This window comes from Rhodococcus sp. AC861 (assembly GCF_979256035.1).
Window position 1 is genome coordinate 161408 of sequence record NZ_CEEDMW010000008.1, and the last position, 19991, is coordinate 181398.

The window sequence follows — 19991 nt, forward strand, 5'->3', positions numbered from 1 at the left end:
CGCTCCTAAAGACCGAGAATGCCGGACGCGATGATGGTGCGCTGCACCTCGTTCGAGCCGCCGTAGATGGATGTCTTGCGAAAGTTGAGGTACGTCGGGGTGGCACGCTGAGCCCACACCGGCGTCGGCGAATCGGTGCCGGCCGAGAAGGGCAGCGAATCGGGCCCTGCCACGTCGGTCAGGATCTCGGTCGCCAGCTGCTGCAGCTCGCTGCCGCGCAACTTCAGCACGGACGATGCCGGGTTCTCCTTACCGGACACGTAGCTCGACACGATGCGGAGCTGCGTCAGCTCCAGCGCCAGTACCTGGTTCTCCAGCTCGGCGAACCGTGCGGCGAATACCGGGTCCTCGAGCAGGGTTCCGGTGCCGACCTTGGTCTCGGCAGCGAGCGCCTTGGCCTGAGCGAGCTTGGTCTTGGTGAACCCGAGGCGCGTGATGCCGGTGCGCTCGTTGCTCAGCAGGAACTTGGCGTAGGTCCAGCCGGCGTTCTCCTCGCCGACCAGGTTCTCGACGGGGACGCGGACGTCCTCGAACCAGACCTCGTTGACCTCGTGGCCGCCGTCGATCAACTTGATCGGGCGCACCGTGATGCCCGGGGTCTTCATGTCGACCAGGATGAACGAGATACCGGCTTGCTTCTTCGGCGCATCCGGGTTGGTCCGTGCGAGCACGAAGATCCAGTCGGCGTGCTGGCCGAGCGTGGTCCACGTCTTCTGACCGTTGATGACGTACTCATCGCCGTCCCGAAGAGCGACCGTGCGGAGCGACGCGAGGTCCGACCCCGCCTCGGGCTCGGAGAAGCCCTGGCACCACCAGATGTCGAGGTTCTGCGTGGGCGGGAGGAACTTCTGCTTCTGCTCCTCGCTACCGAAGGTCGCGATGACGGGCCCGACCATCGAGATGTTGAAGGCCAGGGGCTCGGGCACCGAGGCGAGCTGCAGCTCGTCCAACCAGATGTGGTGCTGCATCGGGGTCCAGTCCTTGCCACCCCATTCGACGGGCCAGTGCGGGCTCGCCATGCCGTGCTTGTTCAGGATCTGCAGCGTCGTGATCATGTCCTCGCGCTCGAGTTCCTCGCCTGCCGCGTTCCGCTCGCGGATATCGGCAGGGATCTCGGTACGGAAGAAAGTCCGCATCTCGTCGCGGAACGCAGCTTCCTCATCGGTGAGTGCCAGGTTCATCTGTGACCTTTCGAAGTCATTCGCTGATTGTTAGCACCGTACTCCCCGGTAACCAGGCTCGGACAGGGGTGCCGTCGACCGATATTCTGATGTCCGACCATGACGGACCACGCCGACTCCGACGCGCGGAACAGCTCTGTCCGAGTGGCCCTCGTGCGCCACGGCGAGACCGACTGGAACATCGACGGGCGTCTCCAGGGATCGTCCGACATCCCGCTCAACGACATCGGCCGACAGCAGGCACGGGACGCCGGATCCGTGCTCGCAGCCGACGAATGGGACACGTTGGTGAGCTCTCCGCTCTCCCGCGCGGCCGAGACCGCCGACATCATCGGAGACATCGTCGGCCTTCCGCGATCGGCGGATCACGACGATCTGGCCGAACGCCACTTCGGCCGCGCCGAGGGAATGACGGGATACGACGCCTGGGCGTACTGGCCGGACGGTCGCTACCCGGGCGCCGAGTCGAGTCACGACCTCGCCGTCCGCGGACGACGCGGGCTGGACCGGATCGTGGACACTCACCCGGGCGAGTCGGTCATCGCCGTCGCGCACGGCGGAATCATCCGAGCGATCCTCCATACCGTCACCGGCCATCCGGCCCCGCGCATCGCGAACGCAGGGATCAGCGTGCTCGTGGGTCAGCGGAGCGGTAGCGACGTCGACTGGACGGTCGAGACGATCAACTCGATTCCGGTACGTCGCCGCCGGCGCTGACCGGCAGGTAGGTCTCCACCGGGGCAGGTCTGCCGAACAGGTATCCCTGCGCGTACGTACATCCGAGTTCGGCGACGATCAACTCCTGCTCCCTCGTCTCGATGCCCTCGGCGACCGTGCGCATGGACAGGGCCGACGCCATGGCCTCGACCGCCGCGACGATCGACACGGAGGCTTCGTCCTCGGTCACGCGGCCGATGAAGGACCTGTCGATCTTCAGCACCGAGATCGGGAGATCGCGCAAGCGACCGAGGGACGAGTACCCCACTCCGAAGTCGTCGAGAATCAGGACGATCTCCTGCTCGGCGAGTCGCGCGAGCACACGATGCGCCACCTCCGGATCGGCGATCAGCGCGCTCTCCGTCACTTCGAGGCCGAGAACCGAGCCGTGCAGTCCGTGCGCGGCCAGCAGACCCGCGACGATGTCGGGAAGCCGCTCGTCGCGTAGTTGCAGGACGGACAGGTTGACCGACATCGTCATGGTCGGGGTCCCTGCGGCCCGGAGCCGTACGAGGTCGCCGAGAGCGGTGTCGAGTACCCAGGTGCCGATCTCGGAGATCATGTTCGTCGCCTCGGCGATGGGAATGAACTCGTCGGGACGCACCCACTCGTCCTGCCTGCGCCACCGCAGAAGGGCCTCGTAGACGTAGACGTTGTGCGTGCGCAGCGAGACGATGGGCTGGTAGTACACGGACATCTCGCCGCGGTCGATCGCCCCGCGCAGGGCCGTGCCGAGTTCGACGGCCCTCGTCGCGGCGGTTCGGAGCGACTCGTCGAAGAACGCGTACGACCCCGGCCCGCGGGACTTGGCGTCGTACATGGCGGTGTCCGCCTCGCGGATCAGCTCGTCGGCCGCCTCCCGCTGAGTCCGGCCGGTGCTCGCGGCCCGGCCGGATGTCGCGAGACCGATGCTGACGCTCACGTAGAGCGACGCGACGCTCAACACGAACGGTTGCGAGAACGCCTCGAGCATCCGGGCCGCGAGGCGCTCGGATGTCTGGCGGTCGGACTGCGTCACGACGACGAATTCGTCTCCGGCATATCGGACGACGGAGTCCGCGGCATCGACGACGGACAGGATCCGCCGAGCAGCGGCGGCGATCAGTTCGTCTCCCGCGCGATGCCCGTAGGAATCGTTGACCATCTTGAAGTTGTCGATGTCGAGGAACAACACCGTCGTCGGATGCCACGGCGCGTAGGGGACCTCGTGCGTCCGGTCGAGGATTCCGGCCAGCATCGACCTGTCCGGCAGACCCGTCAGGGTGTCGTGGGTGGCGTCGTGTCGCGCCGTGTCCTCACTGTGCTGCGCGCGGCTCAGTGCGCGCTCTCCGCGAATGAACAAGCCGACCAGCATCACGGCGAGGAACACCGACCGCACGAGAATGTCCGCGGTTCCCGCACTCGGACCCACCAGCGGCAGAGCCGAGCAAGTGGCCACCAGTGCCACCGCCACGGTCATTCGTTGTCGCGTCAGGGCGGGCGTCACGCCGGCGCTCCGCCCGACTCGGGCCATCGACGGGTGTTGCGCCGCGGCGGCGAGGAACACGAACGACAGGAGATAGGTCGCGTCGAGGGTCACCATCGGTGCGGTCACGCCGCGCGCCGTGGCGATCGCGTAACCGAGGTCCCCGACGAGGCTGGCCAGCAGACCGACCACCAGAAGCGTCAACGAGACGTTCACACGCCGCCTCGACAGCAGCAGGAAGAACGCCATCGTGAACAGGCCCGCGTCGATCGCCGGGAACAACCCGTTGACGACGACGAACGGCACGTCGTCGGTCGACGACAAAGCGGGCGCGATCAGCAGCACCCACGACACGAACGTCATACCGAGCGTCACCAGGAACGCGTCGACGACCGTGGGTAGCGATTTGGCGAGACGCCCACTTCCCGACCACCCGACGATCCCGACGACCACGAGCGCGTACCCGAGCAGAACGAGGAACTCGGGCACCAGCCGCAGCGACTCCGGGAAGACGTCGCGCACGTCTCGCAGGGACAGTCCCACGAGGAATGCTGTCGACGCGCCCACGACGCATCGCCACGAAAAGGTGTCGGCGAGACTGTTGCGCTTGAGCCCGACCAGCGCCGCGATCATGCACCCGGCGGCGGCGACGGCGAAGACGCCGTGTCGTGCACCGCCGGGGACCGCGAAGTAGGCCGCGAGGACGACCGTGGCGACAGCGAGGGAGAGAAGAAGGTAGGTACCCGGCGACGGTCTGCGCCGAGAGAATCCGAGGCGTCCGGCGACGCGGGACGGCGGCGAGACAGGCGTCGAGACCATCGACTCGTCCTTCCTCGGCGCTGCGCGACCCTCCCGACCCCTCGCTCAACCTAACCGAGCGCGGGGATACCGACACCATTGTCGCAGGAGAACCGCGGTGTCGGGCCGTTCCGACGGGCCTTCGCCGAGGCCCTGTGGGCCCGATTCGCCGATAACGATGGGATAACGAAGAGACCGATCGCCCCTGAGGATGCGGGACTTCGGGCCCGACTTCGGTAGGTCTGGGTGAATGACCGTTTCGGATACAGGTGCCCAAGACCGCCCGAAGGATGCTCCTCCGGGAGTGTTGAAGCGAGCGATCGCCGCCTCCGCCATGGGCAACGCGACCGAGTGGTTCGACTACGGCGTCTACGCGTACACGGCGACGTACATCGCGAACGCTTTCTTCCCGGACGACCTCGAGTCGGCCACCTTGCTGACCCTCGGGATCTTCGCCGTCTCGTTCCTCGTGCGCCCTATCGGCGGACTCGTGTGGGGACCTCTCGGAGACCGGCTGGGTCGCAAACACGTCCTCGCTCTGACCATCGTCATCATGGGCACGGCCACGTTCCTGATCGGCGTGATCCCCAGCTATGCGTCGATCGGCATCTGGGCGCCCATCCTCCTGGTGATCCTGCGCATGATCCAGGGCTTCTCCACCGGCGGTGAGTACGGCGGTGCGGCGACATTCATGGCCGAGTACTCCCCCGACCGCAAGCGCGGGTTCTACGGAAGCTTCCTCGAATTCGGCACCCTCGGCGGCTTCTCGCTCGGCGCCTTGGTGGTGCTCGCGGTCGACCTGTTGTCGACGGACGCGTTCATGGACACGTGGGGGTGGCGACTGCCGTTCTTCGTCGCCGGACCGCTCGCCCTGATCGGTCTCTACCTGCGGTCCAAGCTCGAGGACACCCCGGTGTTCCGCGAGCTCGAGGATCAGGACGCCGTCGAACACAAGGTGTCGACCCAGTTCCGCGACCTCATCGCCACGTACTGGAAGCCGATCCTGACCCTCATGGGTCTGGTCGTCGCGCTCAACGTCACGAACTACACGCTGCTCAGCTACATGCCGACCTACCTGGAGAGCCGAATCGGCCTGTCCAGCACCGCGTCACTGTTCCTCGTCGTCATCGGTCAGCTGGCGATGATGGTCGTCATCCCGTTCGCCGGGGCACTGTCCGACCGCATCGGGCGCAAGCCGCTGTGGCTGATCTCGATGGTCGGCCTGCTGATCTTCGCCATCCCGATGTACATGCTGATGACCGTCAACTTCGGGTGGGCGATCGTCGCGTTCACGGTGCTGGGTCTGCTGTACGTCCTGCAGCTGTCGACTATCTCGGCGACCTTCCCCGCGATGTTCCCGACGCACGTGCGCTTCGCCGGCTTCGCCATCGCCTACAACGTGTCCACGTCACTGTTCGGCGGAACCGCGCCGGCTGCCAACGAATGGCTGGTCGAGCGGACGGGCAACGACCTCGTGCCGGCGTTCTACATGATGGGCGCGTGCGTCGTCGGCCTCGTCGCACTGTTCTTCGTCGCCGAGACGGCGGGCGCGTCGATCCGCGGCCGCGGGGTTCCCGGCGTCGACACGCAGGCACATCCGTCGGCAGTTCGGAGCTGACGGCCGGGCGAGTACGTCCGTAGTGTCGCGAAAAACCCCCGCGCAACGACACTATGGCCGTACTCGCGGGGGTCTCGGTGGGTCAGCGCTGGCCGCGAGGCGGTCCGCCGTCGCGCTGCAACTGGATCAGCACGCCGCTGATCCTGGTGCGCCGCAGGGCTTCCAAAGTTTCGTCGGCAAGATCCGCAGGCAGCTCGACCAAGCTGTGGTCCGGCCGGATGCTGATGTGCCCGAAGTCGCTGCGCCGCAACCCGCCCTCGTTGGCGATGGCACCGACGATGGCTCCGGGAGCCACCTTGTGCCGCTTGCCGACGCTGATGCGGTAGACCGCGAGGTCCTGATCTCCCTTGCGCGACTTGCGCAACGGGGGCGCGTCACGGTCGTCGAACTTGCGCTCGGGTCGTTCGCGCTTCTCCCGCGGCGCGGGCGGCGGCTCGGGCGACATGAGGAACGCGTCTCCGTCACGCGACTGGGTCGCCAAGGCCGCGGCGATGTCCGCCATCGGCACGTCGTGCTCGCGCTCGTAGTCCTCGATGAGGCGACGGAACATCGCCAGCGACGTCGACGACAGTGACGTGGTGATGGAGTCGGCGAACTTCGAGACACGCTGCGCGTTGACGTCCTCGACGCTGGGAAGCTGCATCTCGGTGATCGGCTGACGCGTGGCCTTCTCGATCGCCTTGAGCAGGTGCCGTTCCCGAGGGGCGACGAACAGCAGTGCCTCGCCGGCGCGGCCCGCGCGACCGGTACGACCGATGCGGTGGACGTAGGACTCGGTGTCGTGCGGGATGTCGTAGTTGACGACGTGCGAGATGCGCTCGACGTCGAGTCCACGCGCCGCGACGTCGGTAGCCACCAGCACGTCCAGCTGACCGTTCTTGAGCTGACCGATGGTGCGCTCACGCTGAGCCTGGACGATGTCACCGTTGATCGCGGCGGCGGAGTATCCCCGTGCGCGCAGGCGCTCGGCGAGCTCCTCAGTGGCTTGCTTCGTCCGGACGAAGATGATCATCGCCTCGAAGTCCTCGACCTCGAAGATGCGCGTCAGAGCGTCGAGCTTGCGCTGGTGCGCGACCTGGACGTAGCGCTGCGTGATGTTCGGGGCCGTCGATGTCGTGGTCTTGACGGTGATCTCGACCGGATCGTGCAGGTACTGCTGCGAGATCTTGCGGATCGCCGACGGCATCGTGGCCGAGAAGAGCGCGACCTGCTTGTACTCCGGGGTGTCGGAGAGGATGCGCTCGACGTCTTCCTGGAAGCCCATCTTCAGCATCTCGTCGGCCTCGTCGAGGACGAGGTACTCGAGGTGGGAGAGGTCCAGCGTCCCCTTCTCGAGGTGATCGATCACTCGGCCGGGGGTACCGACGACGATCTGCGCGCCACGGCGAAGGCCCGACAACTGGATGCCGTACGCCTGACCGCCGTAGATGGGCAGGATGTGCAGACCGGGGATGTGGGTCGCGTACTTACCGAACGCTTCGGCGACCTGTATGGCCAACTCGCGTGTCGGCGCGAGCACCAGAGCCTGCGGAACGCGGTTGGACACGTCCAGGCGGGACAGGATCGGCACGGCGAAGGCGGCAGTCTTGCCGGTACCCGTCTGCGCGAGGCCCACGACGTCGTTTCCGGCCATCAGCGGCGGAATGGTCGCAGCCTGGATGGGGGACGGGGTCTCGTACCCCACGTCCGACAAGGCCTTCAACACACGTTCGTCGATGCCCAGATCGGCGAACGTGGTGGTGTCGGTAGGGGCCGATTCCGACTCGGAAGTGCTCATGTGTACCAGAGTCTAGTCGAGGTACGCCCACCCGACCGCCATCTGATGGAACCGGACAAACCGGATGCGGTACTTCGTTCACCGTTGCACCGATGCATGTGATGAGATACACACCACACCTGCTGCAACTGGAAGGTACAGATACTGTGCGCGAATATTCCGTTCCCGCGTCCTACACGATTCCGGACGACGTCTCGATGGCCGACACCGTGTTCCGATACGCGGACGAGACCCCCGACTGGGTACCGTTCCAACGGCGCGCGGGCGGCTCGTGGAAGGACGTCACGGCACGTACCTTCGCCGACGAAGTCGCCGCCGTCGCGAAGGGCCTCATCGCCTCCGGCGTCGAGTTCGGTGACCGCGTCGCGATCATGGCCGGCACCCGCTACGAGTGGGTGGTGCTCGACTACGCCATCTGGACCGCCGGTGGGTGCACCGTGTCCATCTACGAGACCTCGGCAGCCGACCAGGCGCAGTGGATCCTCGAGGACTCCGCGACGAAGCTCTTCGTCGTCGAGACCTCCGAGCACCTCACCCGCATGAAGGACGTCACCGACGGCGCGGCGGATCTGCGCGAGGTGCTGAGCTTCGATGGTGGCGCCATCGACGAGCTCTCCACGCGCGGTTCCTCGGTCTCCGACGAGGACCTGCACGCCCGACGCCAGCAGGTGACCGCGTCGTCCGCCGCGACCCTCATCTACACCTCGGGTACCACCGGGCGCCCGAAGGGTGTGCAGCTCACGCACTCCAACTTCTACGCCGAGACCACGGCCACCCAGGTGGCACTGCACGACCAGATGACCGAGGGCAAGCGCACGCTGCTGTTCCTCCCGATGGCGCACGTGTTCGCCCGCGCCGTGTCGTTCGGTGCGTTCGAGGCGAAGGTGACCGTCGCGCACACCTCCGACACCACGACGTTGGTCGAGCAGTTCGCGGAGTTCCAGCCGGACTTCATCCTCTCGGTGCCCCGCGTGTTCGAGAAGGTCTACAACTCGGCGAAGCAGAAGGCGCACGACGGCGGCAAGGGCAAGATCTTCGATCAGGCCGCCGACGTCGCGATCGAGTGGAGCATCGCGCAGGACAAGGGCGGTGCCGGCCTGGTCCTCAAGGCCAAGCACACCCTCTTCGACAAGCTGGTCTACTCCAAGCTGCGCGCTGCACTCGGCGGACGGTGCACCAGCGCACTGTCCGGTGGCGGCCCCCTCGGCGCTCGCCTCGGGCACTTCTTCCGCGGCATCGGAGTGCCGGTGCGTGAGGGTTACGGCCTGACCGAGACCAGCGCGGCTGTCACCGTCAACACCACCGACAAGCAGCGCATCGGCACGGTGGGCCGCCCGCTCGCCGGTCACGCCGTCAAGATCGCCGAGGACGGCGAGATCCTGGTCAAGGGACCTGTCGTCTTCTCCGGTTACTGGCACAACGACAAGGCCACCGAGGAGTCGATCCGGGACGGCTGGTTCCACACCGGCGACCTGGGATCTCTCGACGAGGAGGGCTTCCTCTCGATCACCGGTCGCAAGAAGGAGATCATCGTGACCGCCGGCGGCAAGAACGTCGCACCTGCCGGCCTCGAGGACTCCATCCGATCGCACCCGCTGGTCAGCCAGTGCCTCGTCGTCGGAGATGCCAAGCCGTTCATCGGCGCGCTGATCACTCTCGATCCCGAAGCACTGCCAGGGTGGCTCGAGCGTCACAACCTGGACAAGAGCACCACGCCGAGCGATCTGACGACCAACGCCGACCTGGTCGCCGAGATCGACAAGGCCGTCGCGACCGCGAACTCGAAGGTCTCCAAGGCCGAGCAGATCAAGAAGTACACGATCCTGCCCGGCGACTTCACCATCGAGTCGGGTGAGCTCACCCCCACGATGAAGCTCAAGCGCAACGTGATCCTCGAATCGCACGCCACCGAGGTCGCCGACATCTACGGCGGCTGACCTTCCGAGCCCCGACCGACGCGCGTCTGTGAGAACTCCTCACCGGCGCGCGTCGCTCGTTGTGGGTGATCAGTACCAAAGCAAGCCGATGCAGGGGTCGTGACGAATGAGTGTCATGACCACCACACTCACCGAGCCCGACACCGCGCGCACTCGTGTCCATCCCTTCGCGCGGATGCTCAGCGGCGTCGTTGCCGCCGGCATGGTCCTCGGAGTCGGTGAGATCCTGTCGCTGCTGTTCAGCTCCGCCTCGTCCCCGTTCTTCGCGGTCGGATCCACCACCGTCGACCGCACTCCCGCGTTTGCTCGCGAGTTCGCGATCGAGACGTTCGGCACCAACGACAAGACAGCACTGTTCGTCGGCATGTCGATCGGCATCGCGATCATCGCCGCGATCGCAGGCCTCCTGGAACGGCCCGCCCGGCCCATCGGTTCGGTGATCCTGCTGGTCCTCGGCGCTATCGGCGTCTACGCCGTCATGCAGCGACCCACCTCGACCCTGAGCGACGTCATCCCCACCGTCGTCGGTGTCGTCGTCGGCATCGCGGTCCTGCAGGCCCTCACCCGGGCTCTCGAGGTTCCGTCCGACACCGTCGACGGATTCATGCCCCGACGCAAGTTCCTCGTTCTGCTCGGAGCAGCCGGCGCAGTGGCCGTCGCGGCCGGAGTCGCCGGACGCTACCTGGGCGATCGCGTCGCCGGAGTCGCCGACGACATCAAGAATTTCCGCCTGCCGAGCGTGGCCGCCGGCGAGACGGCGAAGGCCATCCCCGCGGGGACCGACATCGGCGTCGAGGGCGCGACCCCCTTCGTCACCCCCAACAACACCTTCTACCGCATCGACACCGCCCTCCAGGTGCCGCAGCTGACCACGTCGGAATGGCAGCTGAAGATCCACGGCAAGGTCGACCGCGAGATGACTCTGACGTGGGACGACCTGATGGCCCGCACACCGATCGAGCGTGTGGTCACGCTGACGTGCGTGTCCAACGAGGTCGGTGGCCCGCTGGCCGGCAACGCCACCTGGATCGGCTTCCCCATCAAGGATCTGCTCGAGGAGGTGGGCGTGCAGGCCGACGCCGACATGCTGCTCTCGACCAGTATCGACGGCATGACCATCGGCTCTCCCGTCGAAGCGCTGATGGACGGACGTGACGCGATCCTCGCGGTGTCGATGAACGGCGAACCCCTCCCGGTCGAGCACGGCTACCCGGTCCGCCAGGTGGTTCCCGGTCTCTACGGCTTCGTGTCCGCGACCAAGTGGGTCGTCGACTGGGAACTCACGCGTTTCGACGCGGCCAAGGCCTACTGGACCGACCGTGGTTGGGGCGACAAAGCTCCGATCAAGACGGCATCACGCATCGATGTGCCGGCGGCGTTCGCCCCGGTCGCTCCCGGTGCGGTCCGCGTGGCAGGCACCGCATGGGCCCAGACCCGCGGTATCGACCGCGTCGAGGTCCGAGTGGACAACGGCCCCTGGGAGCCGGCGACGCTGGCCGAGCAGTACACGATCGACACGTGGCGCCAGTGGTACTGGGACTGGAACGCCACTGCGGGAAACCACAACATCCAGGTCCGCGCCACGGATCAGGACGGCAACACCCAGGTCGAGGAGCGCACTCCCCCGATCCCCGGTGGGTCGACCGGCTGGCACACCCGCACCATCATCGTCAGCTGAGTCAGGCGTACTCGAGGACGTGATCGGCGGCAGCGTCGGTCACGTCCTTGTGGACCTTCTCGTGCAGGAGGTCATGCCCGGCATGCTCGTACTCGCGCAGCGTCAGGTTCGGCACCCCACGCGCGATGTCGCGGACTCCGTCGACGCGCACCATGCGATCGTCGATGCCGTGCAGCGCCAGAGTCGGTGCGTTGCAGGCTCTCACGAGATCGTCGTGGCCGACGGCGCGCGGCGGAACGGCGACGAGAACCGTGGACAGTGCGGTCGTCCCCGATCCGAGCATGCGCACGGCAGTGGCCGATCCCATCGAGTGCCCCATGACCGCGACGTTCCCGCCGGCCACGTCGACCAGGTGGCGGGCGTTCTCCGCGAGCGCATCGAGATACGCCAGGTCGTCGGCGATCTCACCCTCGGACAGACCGTGGCCGATGTGATCGAGGGCCCAGGTGTCGACTCCGCGGGCGGCCATCGCCGCGCCGAATCGGTGGTATTGGCCCGTGTGCTGTCCGCGGCCGTGCAGGAAGACGAGGCTTACCCGCGAATCCGGTGACGGCCACCGTCGATAGTGGACGCGTCCGCGGGATCCCTCGAAGAACGGCATGGGGCCATTGTGGCCGATGTGATGGAAAAGCAATCGCATCGACACAGAACCGAACCCCGCGGTCGGTCGTCGTCTGCAATTATCGGACCATGAAGTTGGTTTTCGTCGTCGTGCTTGCTGTGATTGCCGCCGTGATGTCGGCACCGCCGTCCGGTGCCGCCGAAGGACCGCACGTCGTCGGAGTGCGTGAACTCTCGCCGACACACTCCGTCGTCGACGTCTGGTCGCCGTCGATGAACCGTGTCGTCCCCAACGATGTCCTCCGACCCGCGCGGGGCGGTTCGCTCCCCACGCTGTATCTGCTCAACGGCGCCCTGGGCAACGAGGACGGAGTCGGCTGGATCAACAACTCCGGCGCCCCGGGATTCTTCGCCGACAAGAACGTCACCGTCGTGCTCCCCATCGGTGGGCGTCTGAGTTTCTACACGGACTGGCTCGCCGACGATCCGATCCTCGGATCGAACAAGTGGCAGACCTATCTGACGCGGGAACTGCCAGGCGTGATGGATCAGCACTTCGGCAGCACCCGTCGTAACGCGGTGGCGGGTGTGTCGATGAGCGGCGGGCCGGCGCTCGACCTGGCCGTCCAGGCACCGGGCCTCTACCGAGCCGCCGCCTCGATCAGCGGGTGCCCCGCCTCGTCGAACCCGCTGGCGCAGGCAGCGATCTCCATCATGATCGGCGGCGCCTTGAACAATCCGTTCAACATGTGGGGCCCTCCCGGATCGCCGGCCTGGGCCCAGCACGATCCCTCCCTGAATGCCGACCGTCTCCGCGGAACGGCTGTCTACGCAGGATCCGCGAGCGGCCTCCCCGGCCCCGTCGACCGGATCCCGCCGGGCAGCATTCCCCCGTTCGGCGGAGCGGCGGTGGAGGCCATGGTGAACACCTGCACCGGCATCTTCGCCGACTCGGTACGCAGGGCCGGTGTACCCGCGACCATCTCGATGAGAGGCGAGGGATCGCACAGCTGGGCACTGTTCGAGGACCAGCTGAAGGAGGCGTGGGGAACGACCATCGCACCGGCCCTCGGAACCCGGTGACCTGTCGGACGAGCTGGCTAGGGTGGCGGAATGTTCGTCACCGGAGACTCCCTCGTCCACAGCGCAGGCGATCTGGCACTTGCATCGCAGTGTGAATACGCGCTGCTGCGCACCCTGGACGCGTCTCTCGGCCGCATCGACGTCGAGAGCGTGGACGACGCCATGTTCGCGCGGCTGGCGCGCCTGGGCAGCGATCACGAGGCCCGCGAACTGCTCCGCCTGAAGCGGCTGCACCCGGACGGCGTCGCGATGATTCCGAAGCCGGAGAAGCGCATTCCGTCCGAGCTGGCCACAGCCGCGGCTGCCACCATCGCCGCCGCGGCGGAGCGCGTTCCGGTGATCTACCAGGGCACGTTCTTCGACGGGCAGTTCCTGGGATTCAGCGACTTCCTCGTGCTCGATCCGGCGACCGACAGCTACGAGGTGCACGACACCAAACTCTCCCGCAGCGAGCGAGTCCCGTCGGTACTGCAGATCGCCGCGTATTCCGATGCACTGACGGCGGCCGGGATCCCGGTGTCCCCCACCGGACACCTCGTGCTCGGCGACGGCACCCACAGCACCGTCCACCTCCCCGACGTGCTCCCCGTCTATCGACGGGCGCGGCGGGAGATGGTGGCTCTGCTGACAGCGCACTACGAGCAGTTGCTGCCGGCGTCGTGGGCCGACCTCGACATTCGCGCCTGCTTCCGATGCGAGCACTGCGCACCCGAGGTCGAGGCGCAGCGCGACCTGCTGCTCGTGGCGGGCATGAGGGTGTCGCAACGAGCAGCTCTCGTCGCTGCGGGCATCACCACGATCGACGATCTCGCCGCGTCCGAGGGCTCGATTCCCGATCTGCCCGAGCGCAGCCTCGCCGGACTGCGGTCCCAGGCCCGTGCGCAGGTCGAGCAGGAGAGCACCGGGGAACCGGTCGTGGACGTCCACACCCCGAGCGCGCTCGGAGCACTCCCGGCCCCGGATCCGGGCGACATCTTCTTCGACTTCGAGGGTGATCCCCTCTACAGCGAGCACGGGTCGGCGGACTGGGGATTGGAATACCTGTTCGGCGTCGTGGAGTCCGACGGCGCGTTCCGGCCGTTCTGGGCGCACGATCGGCGGGAGGAGAAGTCCGCGTTCGTCGAGTTCGTGGACTACGTACTGGCCCGGCGCGAGAAGTACCCCGACATGCACGTGTATCACTATGCGGCGTACGAGAAGTCGGCCCTGCTGCGGTTGGCGTCGCGGCACGGCGTGTACGAGAACGAGGTGGATCACCTGTTGCGGCAGCAGGTCCTGGTCGACCTGTATCCCGTCGTGCGATCAGCTCTGCGCATCGGAGCGCGGAGTTACAGCATCAAGAAGTTGGAACCGCTGTACATGACCGAGGTCCGTGGGGATGTGGCGGATGCGGTCGCATCGATCACCGAGTACGCGCGCTGGTGCGACCTTCGAGACCGCGGCGACGTCGAGGAGGCGGCGCAGGTGTTGTCGGAGATCGCCGACTACAACGAGTACGACTGCGTGTCGACGCTGGAGCTGCGCGACTGGATGGTCGATCGCGCCCGGGCTGCCGGAGTCGCACTGCGCGGGCCGGTAGCTCCGGTCGATCCGCCTGTCGACGATGCCGACGCGTCGCGAGATGCGTTGTGGGAGTCCGCCGGTGAACCCGGTTCGCGGACCACCGACCAGCAGGCGGTAGCTCTGCTCGCTGCCGCTGTGGGCTACCACGACAGGGAAGCGAAGCCGTTCTGGTGGGCGTACTTCGACCGCCTGTCCTCCCCGATGGACGAGTGGGCCGATACTCGGGACGTGTTCATGGTCGAGGGGGTCGAGTCCATGTCGGAGTGGGCGTCGACAGGCCGCAAGTTGCCGCGGCGTACGACGGTGCTGCGCGGCGAGTTCGGACCCGGTAGCCGTGGGGTCGGATCGAAGGTCACGGTGCTCTACGCACCGCCCGCACCCGAATGGGTCGCGCCCGAGAAGCGCGCGAACCCCCAGTACCGCTGGACGATGAAGGGCACGGTCCTCGACGTCAGCGACGACGGCTCACTGGTCACACTCGAGGAGTCGCTGTCTAAGGGTGCGGAACCCCATCTGTCCGAACCTGTTGCCACCACGCCGGACTCGTTCATCTCCACGAAGAGTCTCAGCGCCGCCATCGCCGCGACGGCGGCGGAGGTGGCGGCCGGTCTGCCCACCCTTCCGGCATCGGCGGTGATCGACCTGCTCAGGCGTGATCCGCCGCGATTGCGGTCGGGGGCGGGCCTCACGGGCATCGCGGCCGACGGTGACGTCATCGCGTCCATCACGGCGTCGCTGCTGGATTTGGACGACTCGTACATCGCTGTTCAGGGACCGCCCGGAACGGGCAAGACGTACACGGGTTCTCGGGTCGTCGCTGCGCTCGCCCGCGAGCACGGGTGGCGAATCGGCGTGGTGGGCCAATCGCATTCGGTGATCGAAAATCTGCTCGACGGAGTGATCGATGCCGGTCTCGACCCGGACCGCGTGGCCAAGAAGGTGTCGTCGGACAGGCCACACGAGTGGACAGGCATCGACTCGTACTCGGAGTACCTTGCCTCCCGGACGGGGGGATGCGTGGTCGGAGCAACGGCATGGCCGTTCACCAATCGGAACGAATTCCAGGAACTGGAACTCGATCTGCTGGTGGTCGACGAAGCAGGACAGTTCTCGTTGGCCAACACCGTCGCCGTGGCCAGGGTGGCTCGAAATTTGATGCTGCTGGGTGACCCGCAGCAGTTGCCTCAGGTCAGCCAGGGCAGCCATCCCGAACCCGTGGACACGTCGGCACTGGGTTGGCTCGCGGACGGATCGGACACCCTGCCCGCGCATCTGGGCTACTTCCTCGCGACGACGCGGCGTCTGCACCCGGCGTTGTGCTCGGTGGTGTCCGACCTGTCCTACGACGGCCGCCTGAGTTCGCACGAGTCGGTGCAGGTGCGCAACCTCACGGGAGTCGAGCCGGGCGTCCACACGGTGCTGGTCGACCACGTCGGCAACGCCACGTCGTCCCACGAGGAAGCGGTGGAGATCGTCCGGCTCGCACGGTCACTGGTTGGATCGGCCTGGTCGTGCGATGGGGGAACACGGCCGCTCAGCGCGTCGGACTTGCTGGTGGTCGCTGCCTACAACGGGCAGGTCGCCACGGTGCGTGCCGCGCTGGACGACGCCGGCCTGGGCGAGGCGTCGTGCGGAACCGTCGACAAGTTCCAGGGACGCGAGGCTGCGGTGGTGATCGTGTCGATGGCGGCGTCGGCACCCGAGGACGTACCTCGCGGAATGCAATTCTTGTTGTCCCGCAACAGGATCAACGTCGCACTGTCACGGGGACAGTGGGCGGCGTACGTCGTGCGGTCACCCGCTCTGACGCACTACCTGCCGTCGTCGCCGGCCGAGTTGTCGCTGCTCGGCGCATTCATGCGGGTCAGTCCGGACGAGTAGCCGTCAGACCGATACTGCCTTGGTCGCGATCCGGGCAGCCAGGTCGTCGAGTTCGGCGATCACCGCGAGCGTGTCCCGGTCCACCAACCACCGCAGCACGACGCCGTCGATCGTGGCCAGCGCGGATCGAGTCAGTGACCCCATGGGCTCGGTCCACCGCATGGACGACGCCTCCGCGGCCGCGTCGAGGAAACGCTCGGTGGCGGTATCCATCACGCGGTACTGCAACGTGCCGATGCCGGGACCCGCTCCCGCCGACCGCACCGAGTAGGCCGTGATCTCGTAGGTGAGCAGCTGACGATCCGCGGTGGCCTCGACGACCGTCCACAGCGCGGCCATACCGCGGTGGAGCACCTCGCGCAGCGCCCGGGGGCCGACGCACCGGAGACCGGACGACTCCGCCGCGTGATGCAGGGCGATGCTCACCGCCGATCCCAGCTCGTGGACGAGCGACGCGCCCATGGCGGTGACGAGTGCTTCCTTGTTCTCGAAGCAGCAGTGAACGGCGCCCAGCGAGACCGATGCGTGATCTGCCACGGCGCGCACCGTGACCGCGGAGATTCCCGACTCGGCGGCCACTGCGAGTCCTGCGTCGATCAGCTGTGTGCGCCGGAGGTCGGCTGCCAATCGGACGGACATGACCGAATCCTAAGGGGTTGACCTGGACGGACGTCCAGTAGTTGTATCCAGCGATGACCGCATGGACGAACTGGGCAGGAAACCAGCATGCCGAGCCCAGCGCAGTCGTGAGACCCCACAACGCCGACGAGATCTGCCGGATCGTGGCCGCGGCTCCAGGGCGGGTGAAAGCAGTGGGCGCAGGACATTCCTTCACCGGTGCGGCCGTGACGGACGGCATCCTGATCTCGCTCGACGACATCACCGGTATCGAGCGAGTCGAGCCGGGACCGGACGGCACCACCGACGTCACGGTTCGAGCGGGAACTCGACTGCACGACCTGAACGATCAGCTGTACGCACGCGGGCTTGCCCTCACGAACATGGGCGACATCGACGTCCAGAGTGTCGCGGGCGCCATCTCGACGGGCACGCACGGAACCGGCGCCGCATTCGGTGGCCTGTCCTCCCGGGTGGTCGGCGTACGGCTCGTGGGTGCCGATGCCCGCGAGATCGATCTCACCGACGGGCCACTGTTCGAGTGCGCACGACTCGGACTGGGCGCGTTCGGCATCCTGACCGCGGTGACGATGCGGTGCGTTCCCGCCTTCGTGCTGCACGCCGACGAGACACCGGGGAGGTTGGGCGACGCGCTCGAACGGTTCCCGGACGACATGCGCACGGTCGACCATCCCGAGTTCTACTGGTTCCCCCACACCGACCGCGTCCTGACCAAGCGGAACACACGCATGCCTGCCGACACCCCACTCGAACCGGTCGGCACACTGTCCGGCGCCGTCGACGATGCACTGTCCAACAACGTCTTCGAGATACTCAACCGCGTATCGACGCGCGTCCCCTCGATCATTCCGCGGATGAACAGACTGTCCGCAGCAGCATGGTCCGGACGCACGGCGACCGACCGGAGCGACCGCATCTTCGCGTCGTCACGCAGGGTTCGGTTCCGGGAGATGGAGTATGCGGTGCCGCCCGAGTCGCTGCCGCACGTCATCCGGGAGATCGACGCCTGGATCGAGCGCACGCAGTACCGGGTGAGTTTCCCGGTGGAAGTGCGCTGCGCTGCAGCCGACGACGTGTGGCTTTCGACGGCGTATCGACGCGACAGTGTCTACGTCGCGGTGCACCAGTATCACCGGCGGCCCGACGGCGGGTACCTCGACGCTGTCGAGGCCATCGCTCGCGACGTCGGCGGCCGGCCGCACTGGGGCAAGCTGCACTCGCTGGACGGCGACTCCCTTCGCACGCTGTATCCACGATTCGACGACGTCGTCGCCGAGAGGGATCGCGTGGATCCGCACCGCGTCTTCGATAACGACTATTCGGACAGAGTCCTGACGCGACTAGAGTGACACAGTGAACGTGATGCGCAGGGCCCTGTCCGGAATACTCGCGGCGGCGCTGGTCCTGGGAATCGGCGAGTTGCTGGCCGCGGTCGTCGGCCCTGACTCGTCGCCGTTCGTCGCGGTCGGATCCGCCGCGGTGGACAACACTCCGTCGGGTGTCCGGGAGTGGGCCATCGGAACGTTCGGTACCTCCGACAAGCTGGCGCTCTTCATCGGCATGGGCGTCGTCATCCTGGCGCTCGCCGCCGCGGCCGGCGTGCTGGAACGACCGAAGCGGCCCATCGGCTCGGCCCTGTTCGTCGTCCTCGGAATCCTCGGTGTGCTGGCGGCGATGACGCGCTCCGGAAGTGGAGCCGTCGCCGCCCTTCCCACCATCGTCGCCGTGGCTGTCGGCATCCTGGTGCTGCGGTCGCTGGTCGACCGCGCGGAACCCGTAGCGGGCGAGGGGTTCTCGCGTCGGAAATTCGTCACACTTGCCGGAATCAGTGCTGCCGCAGCCGTCGCCACGGGTGCCGCAGGTCGAGTGCTGGGAGCGTCGACACGTGCCGTCACCCAGGATCGAGCGGCATTCACCGTCCCGGTGCCCGACAGCCCCGCGCCGCCCGTGCCTGCCTCCGCCGACCTCCGTCTCCCCGGCCTGTCGCCGTACGTCACCTCGAACACCGACTTCTACCGCATCGACACCGCGCTGGTGGTGCCTCGCGTGAACTCCGGAGACTGGAGCCTGCGCATCCACGGGATGGTCGACAACGAGTTGACCCTGACGCTCGCCGATCTGGAGAAGCGCGTCTCCATCGAACGCATGGTGACGCTGACGTGCGTGTCCAACCCCATCGGCGGCGACCTGATCGGCAACGCGACCTGGACCGGGTACTCGCTGAAAGACATTCTTGCCGAGGCACGTCCGCAGTCGTCCGCGGACATGGTGCTGTCCTCGTCGTACGACGACTTCACCGCGGGCACACCGCTCGACGTGCTGATGGACGGCCGCGACGCCATGCTGGCCGTCGCCATGAACGGTGAGCCGCTCCCCATCGAGCACGGTTACCCGGCGCGCCTCGTCGTACCCGGCCTGTACGGGTACGTGTCGGCAACGAAATGGGTGACGGATCTCGAAGTGACCAAGTTCAGTCAGGCGCGGGCGTACTGGACCGACCGCGGATGGTCCGAACGCGGCCCGATCAAGACGGCCTGCCGCATCGACACTCCCGCCGGGAGCAAGGACGTCGATGCCGGCACCGTCATGATCGCGGGCGTCGCGTGGGCGCAGCACCGCGGAATCTCACGCGTCGAGGTGCGTATCGACAACGGCGACTGGGCCGCGGCGACACTGTCGGACGAATACTCGCGCGACACGTGGCGCCAGTGGTCGTACGCATGGGAGGCCACGTCCGGCCAGCACCGTATCGAGGCCCGCGCCACCGACAGCACCGGCGAGGTTCAGACCGACGTGCGTGTCGACACCGTCCCCGACGGCGCCAGCGGCTACGCGAGCATGCCGGCCAACGTGCGCTAGGCCGACCGGCTCAGCGTTCGGCCCGAGCGCACACCCCTTTCGGTGTCCGCACACCCGTTACAGCTGACTGGGAAGGGTGTGCGGTCACCACGCGGGGTGTGCGCTTTTCGGTGGTGCGGCGCCTGGATGGAGCGCACACCCACATACGCGCGCTGGCTGCAACGGGTGTGCGCTCACCACGCAGGCTGTGCGCTGTTCGGTGGTGCGGCGCCTGACTGGAGCGCACACACCTTC

Annotated in this window: 13 protein-coding genes; 8 read left to right on the forward strand and 5 right to left on the reverse strand. The window is 67.0% G+C overall.

Going from position 1 to position 19991, the window contains the following annotated elements; all coding sequences use genetic code 11:
• Positions 1–5: 5 nt before the first annotated feature.
• The gene (locus tag AC0IX4_RS22200; RefSeq protein ID WP_042574865.1) at positions 6–1181 is read right to left on the reverse strand and encodes an acyl-CoA dehydrogenase family protein; all 1176 of its coding nucleotides are present in this window, start codon (positions 1179–1181) and stop codon (positions 6–8) included.
• A 99-nt stretch (positions 1182–1280) separates the two neighbouring features.
• Between AC0IX4_RS22200 and AC0IX4_RS22205 the strand changes: the two genes are divergently transcribed.
• Complete coding sequence (locus AC0IX4_RS22205) at positions 1281–1898, forward strand: histidine phosphatase family protein (protein WP_471831183.1); 618 nt, start codon at positions 1281–1283, stop codon at positions 1896–1898.
• On the opposite strand, the gene AC0IX4_RS22210 is transcribed toward AC0IX4_RS22205, so the two are convergent.
• Positions 1864–4182 (reverse strand): putative bifunctional diguanylate cyclase/phosphodiesterase, encoded by a 2319-nt coding sequence (locus AC0IX4_RS22210; protein WP_052493259.1) that lies wholly within the window; start codon positions 4180–4182, stop codon positions 1864–1866. The genes AC0IX4_RS22205 and AC0IX4_RS22210 overlap by 35 nt on opposite strands.
• 313 nt (positions 4183–4495) lie before the next feature.
• Here AC0IX4_RS22210 and AC0IX4_RS22215 point away from each other — a divergent pair, with 313 nt between their 5' ends.
• Positions 4496–5779 carry an MFS transporter gene (locus tag AC0IX4_RS22215; protein WP_471831203.1) on the forward strand — a complete coding sequence of 428 codons (1284 nt, stop codon included), beginning with the start codon at positions 4496–4498 and terminating at the stop codon, positions 5777–5779.
• Between the two features lie 82 nt (positions 5780–5861).
• Here the strand turns inward: AC0IX4_RS22215 and AC0IX4_RS22220 are convergent, their stop codons facing one another.
• Positions 5862–7556: a DEAD/DEAH box helicase gene (locus tag AC0IX4_RS22220; RefSeq protein ID WP_042574868.1), complete on the reverse strand. Its 1695-nt coding sequence runs from the start codon at positions 7554–7556 to the stop codon at positions 5862–5864.
• Between the two features lie 146 nt (positions 7557–7702).
• Here AC0IX4_RS22220 and AC0IX4_RS22225 point away from each other — a divergent pair, with 146 nt between their 5' ends.
• Positions 7703–9493, forward strand: a complete 1791-nt coding sequence (locus AC0IX4_RS22225) for an AMP-dependent synthetase/ligase (protein WP_471831184.1) — start codon at positions 7703–7705, stop codon at positions 9491–9493.
• A 115-nt stretch (positions 9494–9608) separates the two neighbouring features.
• The gene (locus AC0IX4_RS22230) at positions 9609–11171 is read left to right on the forward strand and encodes a molybdopterin-dependent oxidoreductase (protein WP_471831186.1); all 1563 of its coding nucleotides are present in this window, start codon (positions 9609–9611) and stop codon (positions 11169–11171) included.
• A gap of 1 nt (position 11172) precedes the next feature.
• Here the strand turns inward: AC0IX4_RS22230 and AC0IX4_RS22235 are convergent, their stop codons facing one another.
• Complete coding sequence (locus AC0IX4_RS22235) at positions 11173–11772, reverse strand: alpha/beta hydrolase (protein WP_471831188.1); 600 nt, start codon at positions 11770–11772, stop codon at positions 11173–11175.
• Between the two features lie 89 nt (positions 11773–11861).
• On the opposite strand from AC0IX4_RS22235, the gene AC0IX4_RS22240 reads away from it, so the two are divergent.
• Both AC0IX4_RS22240 and AC0IX4_RS22245 read left to right on the forward strand, forming a co-directional pair.
• Entirely contained in the window at positions 11862–12815 is a 954-nt protein-coding gene (locus AC0IX4_RS22240) for an alpha/beta hydrolase (RefSeq protein WP_471831190.1), read from the forward strand.
• A gap of 30 nt (positions 12816–12845) precedes the next feature.
• Positions 12846–16259, forward strand: a complete 3414-nt coding sequence (locus AC0IX4_RS22245) for a TM0106 family RecB-like putative nuclease (RefSeq protein WP_471831191.1) — start codon at positions 12846–12848, stop codon at positions 16257–16259.
• 3 nt (positions 16260–16262) lie between these two features.
• Here AC0IX4_RS22245 and AC0IX4_RS22250 read toward each other — a convergent pair whose 3' ends face one another.
• Positions 16263–16898 (reverse strand): TetR/AcrR family transcriptional regulator, encoded by a 636-nt coding sequence (locus AC0IX4_RS22250; protein WP_056073649.1) that lies wholly within the window; start codon positions 16896–16898, stop codon positions 16263–16265.
• 53 nt (positions 16899–16951) lie between these two features.
• Between AC0IX4_RS22250 and AC0IX4_RS22255 the strand changes: the two genes are divergently transcribed.
• Both AC0IX4_RS22255 and AC0IX4_RS22260 read left to right on the forward strand, forming a co-directional pair.
• Positions 16952–18247: a D-arabinono-1,4-lactone oxidase gene (locus AC0IX4_RS22255; RefSeq protein WP_471831193.1), complete on the forward strand. Its 1296-nt coding sequence runs from the start codon at positions 16952–16954 to the stop codon at positions 18245–18247.
• Positions 18248–18260: 13 nt separating this feature from the next.
• Complete coding sequence (locus tag AC0IX4_RS22260) at positions 18261–19757, forward strand: molybdopterin-dependent oxidoreductase (protein ID WP_471831194.1); 1497 nt, start codon at positions 18261–18263, stop codon at positions 19755–19757.
• Positions 19758–19991: the final 234 nt, after the last annotated feature.

Bases quoted from the DNA above. Each gene is read 5' to 3' on its own strand.
- AC0IX4_RS22210 (WP_052493259.1), bottom strand. From the start codon at position 4,182: ATGGTCTCGACGCCTGTCTCGCCGCCGTCCCGCGTCGCCGGACGCCTC.
- AC0IX4_RS22230 (WP_471831186.1), top strand. From the start codon at position 9,609: ATGACCACCACACTCACCGAGCCCGACACCGCGCGCACTCGTGTCCAT.
- AC0IX4_RS22235 (WP_471831188.1), bottom strand. From the start codon at position 11,772: ATGCCGTTCTTCGAGGGATCCCGCGGACGCGTCCACTATCGACGGTGG.
- AC0IX4_RS22250 (WP_056073649.1), bottom strand. From the start codon at position 16,898: ATGTCCGTCCGATTGGCAGCCGACCTCCGGCGCACACAGCTGATCGAC.
- AC0IX4_RS22255 (WP_471831193.1), top strand. From the start codon at position 16,952: ATGACCGCATGGACGAACTGGGCAGGAAACCAGCATGCCGAGCCCAGC.
- AC0IX4_RS22220 (WP_042574868.1), bottom strand. From the start codon at position 7,556: ATGAGCACTTCCGAGTCGGAATCGGCCCCTACCGACACCACCACGTTC.
- AC0IX4_RS22260 (WP_471831194.1), top strand. From the start codon at position 18,261: ATGCGCAGGGCCCTGTCCGGAATACTCGCGGCGGCGCTGGTCCTGGGA.
- AC0IX4_RS22205 (WP_471831183.1), top strand. From the start codon at position 1,281: ATGACGGACCACGCCGACTCCGACGCGCGGAACAGCTCTGTCCGAGTG.
- AC0IX4_RS22200 (WP_042574865.1), bottom strand. From the start codon at position 1,181: ATGAACCTGGCACTCACCGATGAGGAAGCTGCGTTCCGCGACGAGATG.
- AC0IX4_RS22240 (WP_471831190.1), top strand. From the start codon at position 11,862: ATGAAGTTGGTTTTCGTCGTCGTGCTTGCTGTGATTGCCGCCGTGATG.
- AC0IX4_RS22215 (WP_471831203.1), top strand. From the start codon at position 4,496: ATGGGCAACGCGACCGAGTGGTTCGACTACGGCGTCTACGCGTACACG.
- AC0IX4_RS22245 (WP_471831191.1), top strand. From the start codon at position 12,846: ATGTTCGTCACCGGAGACTCCCTCGTCCACAGCGCAGGCGATCTGGCA.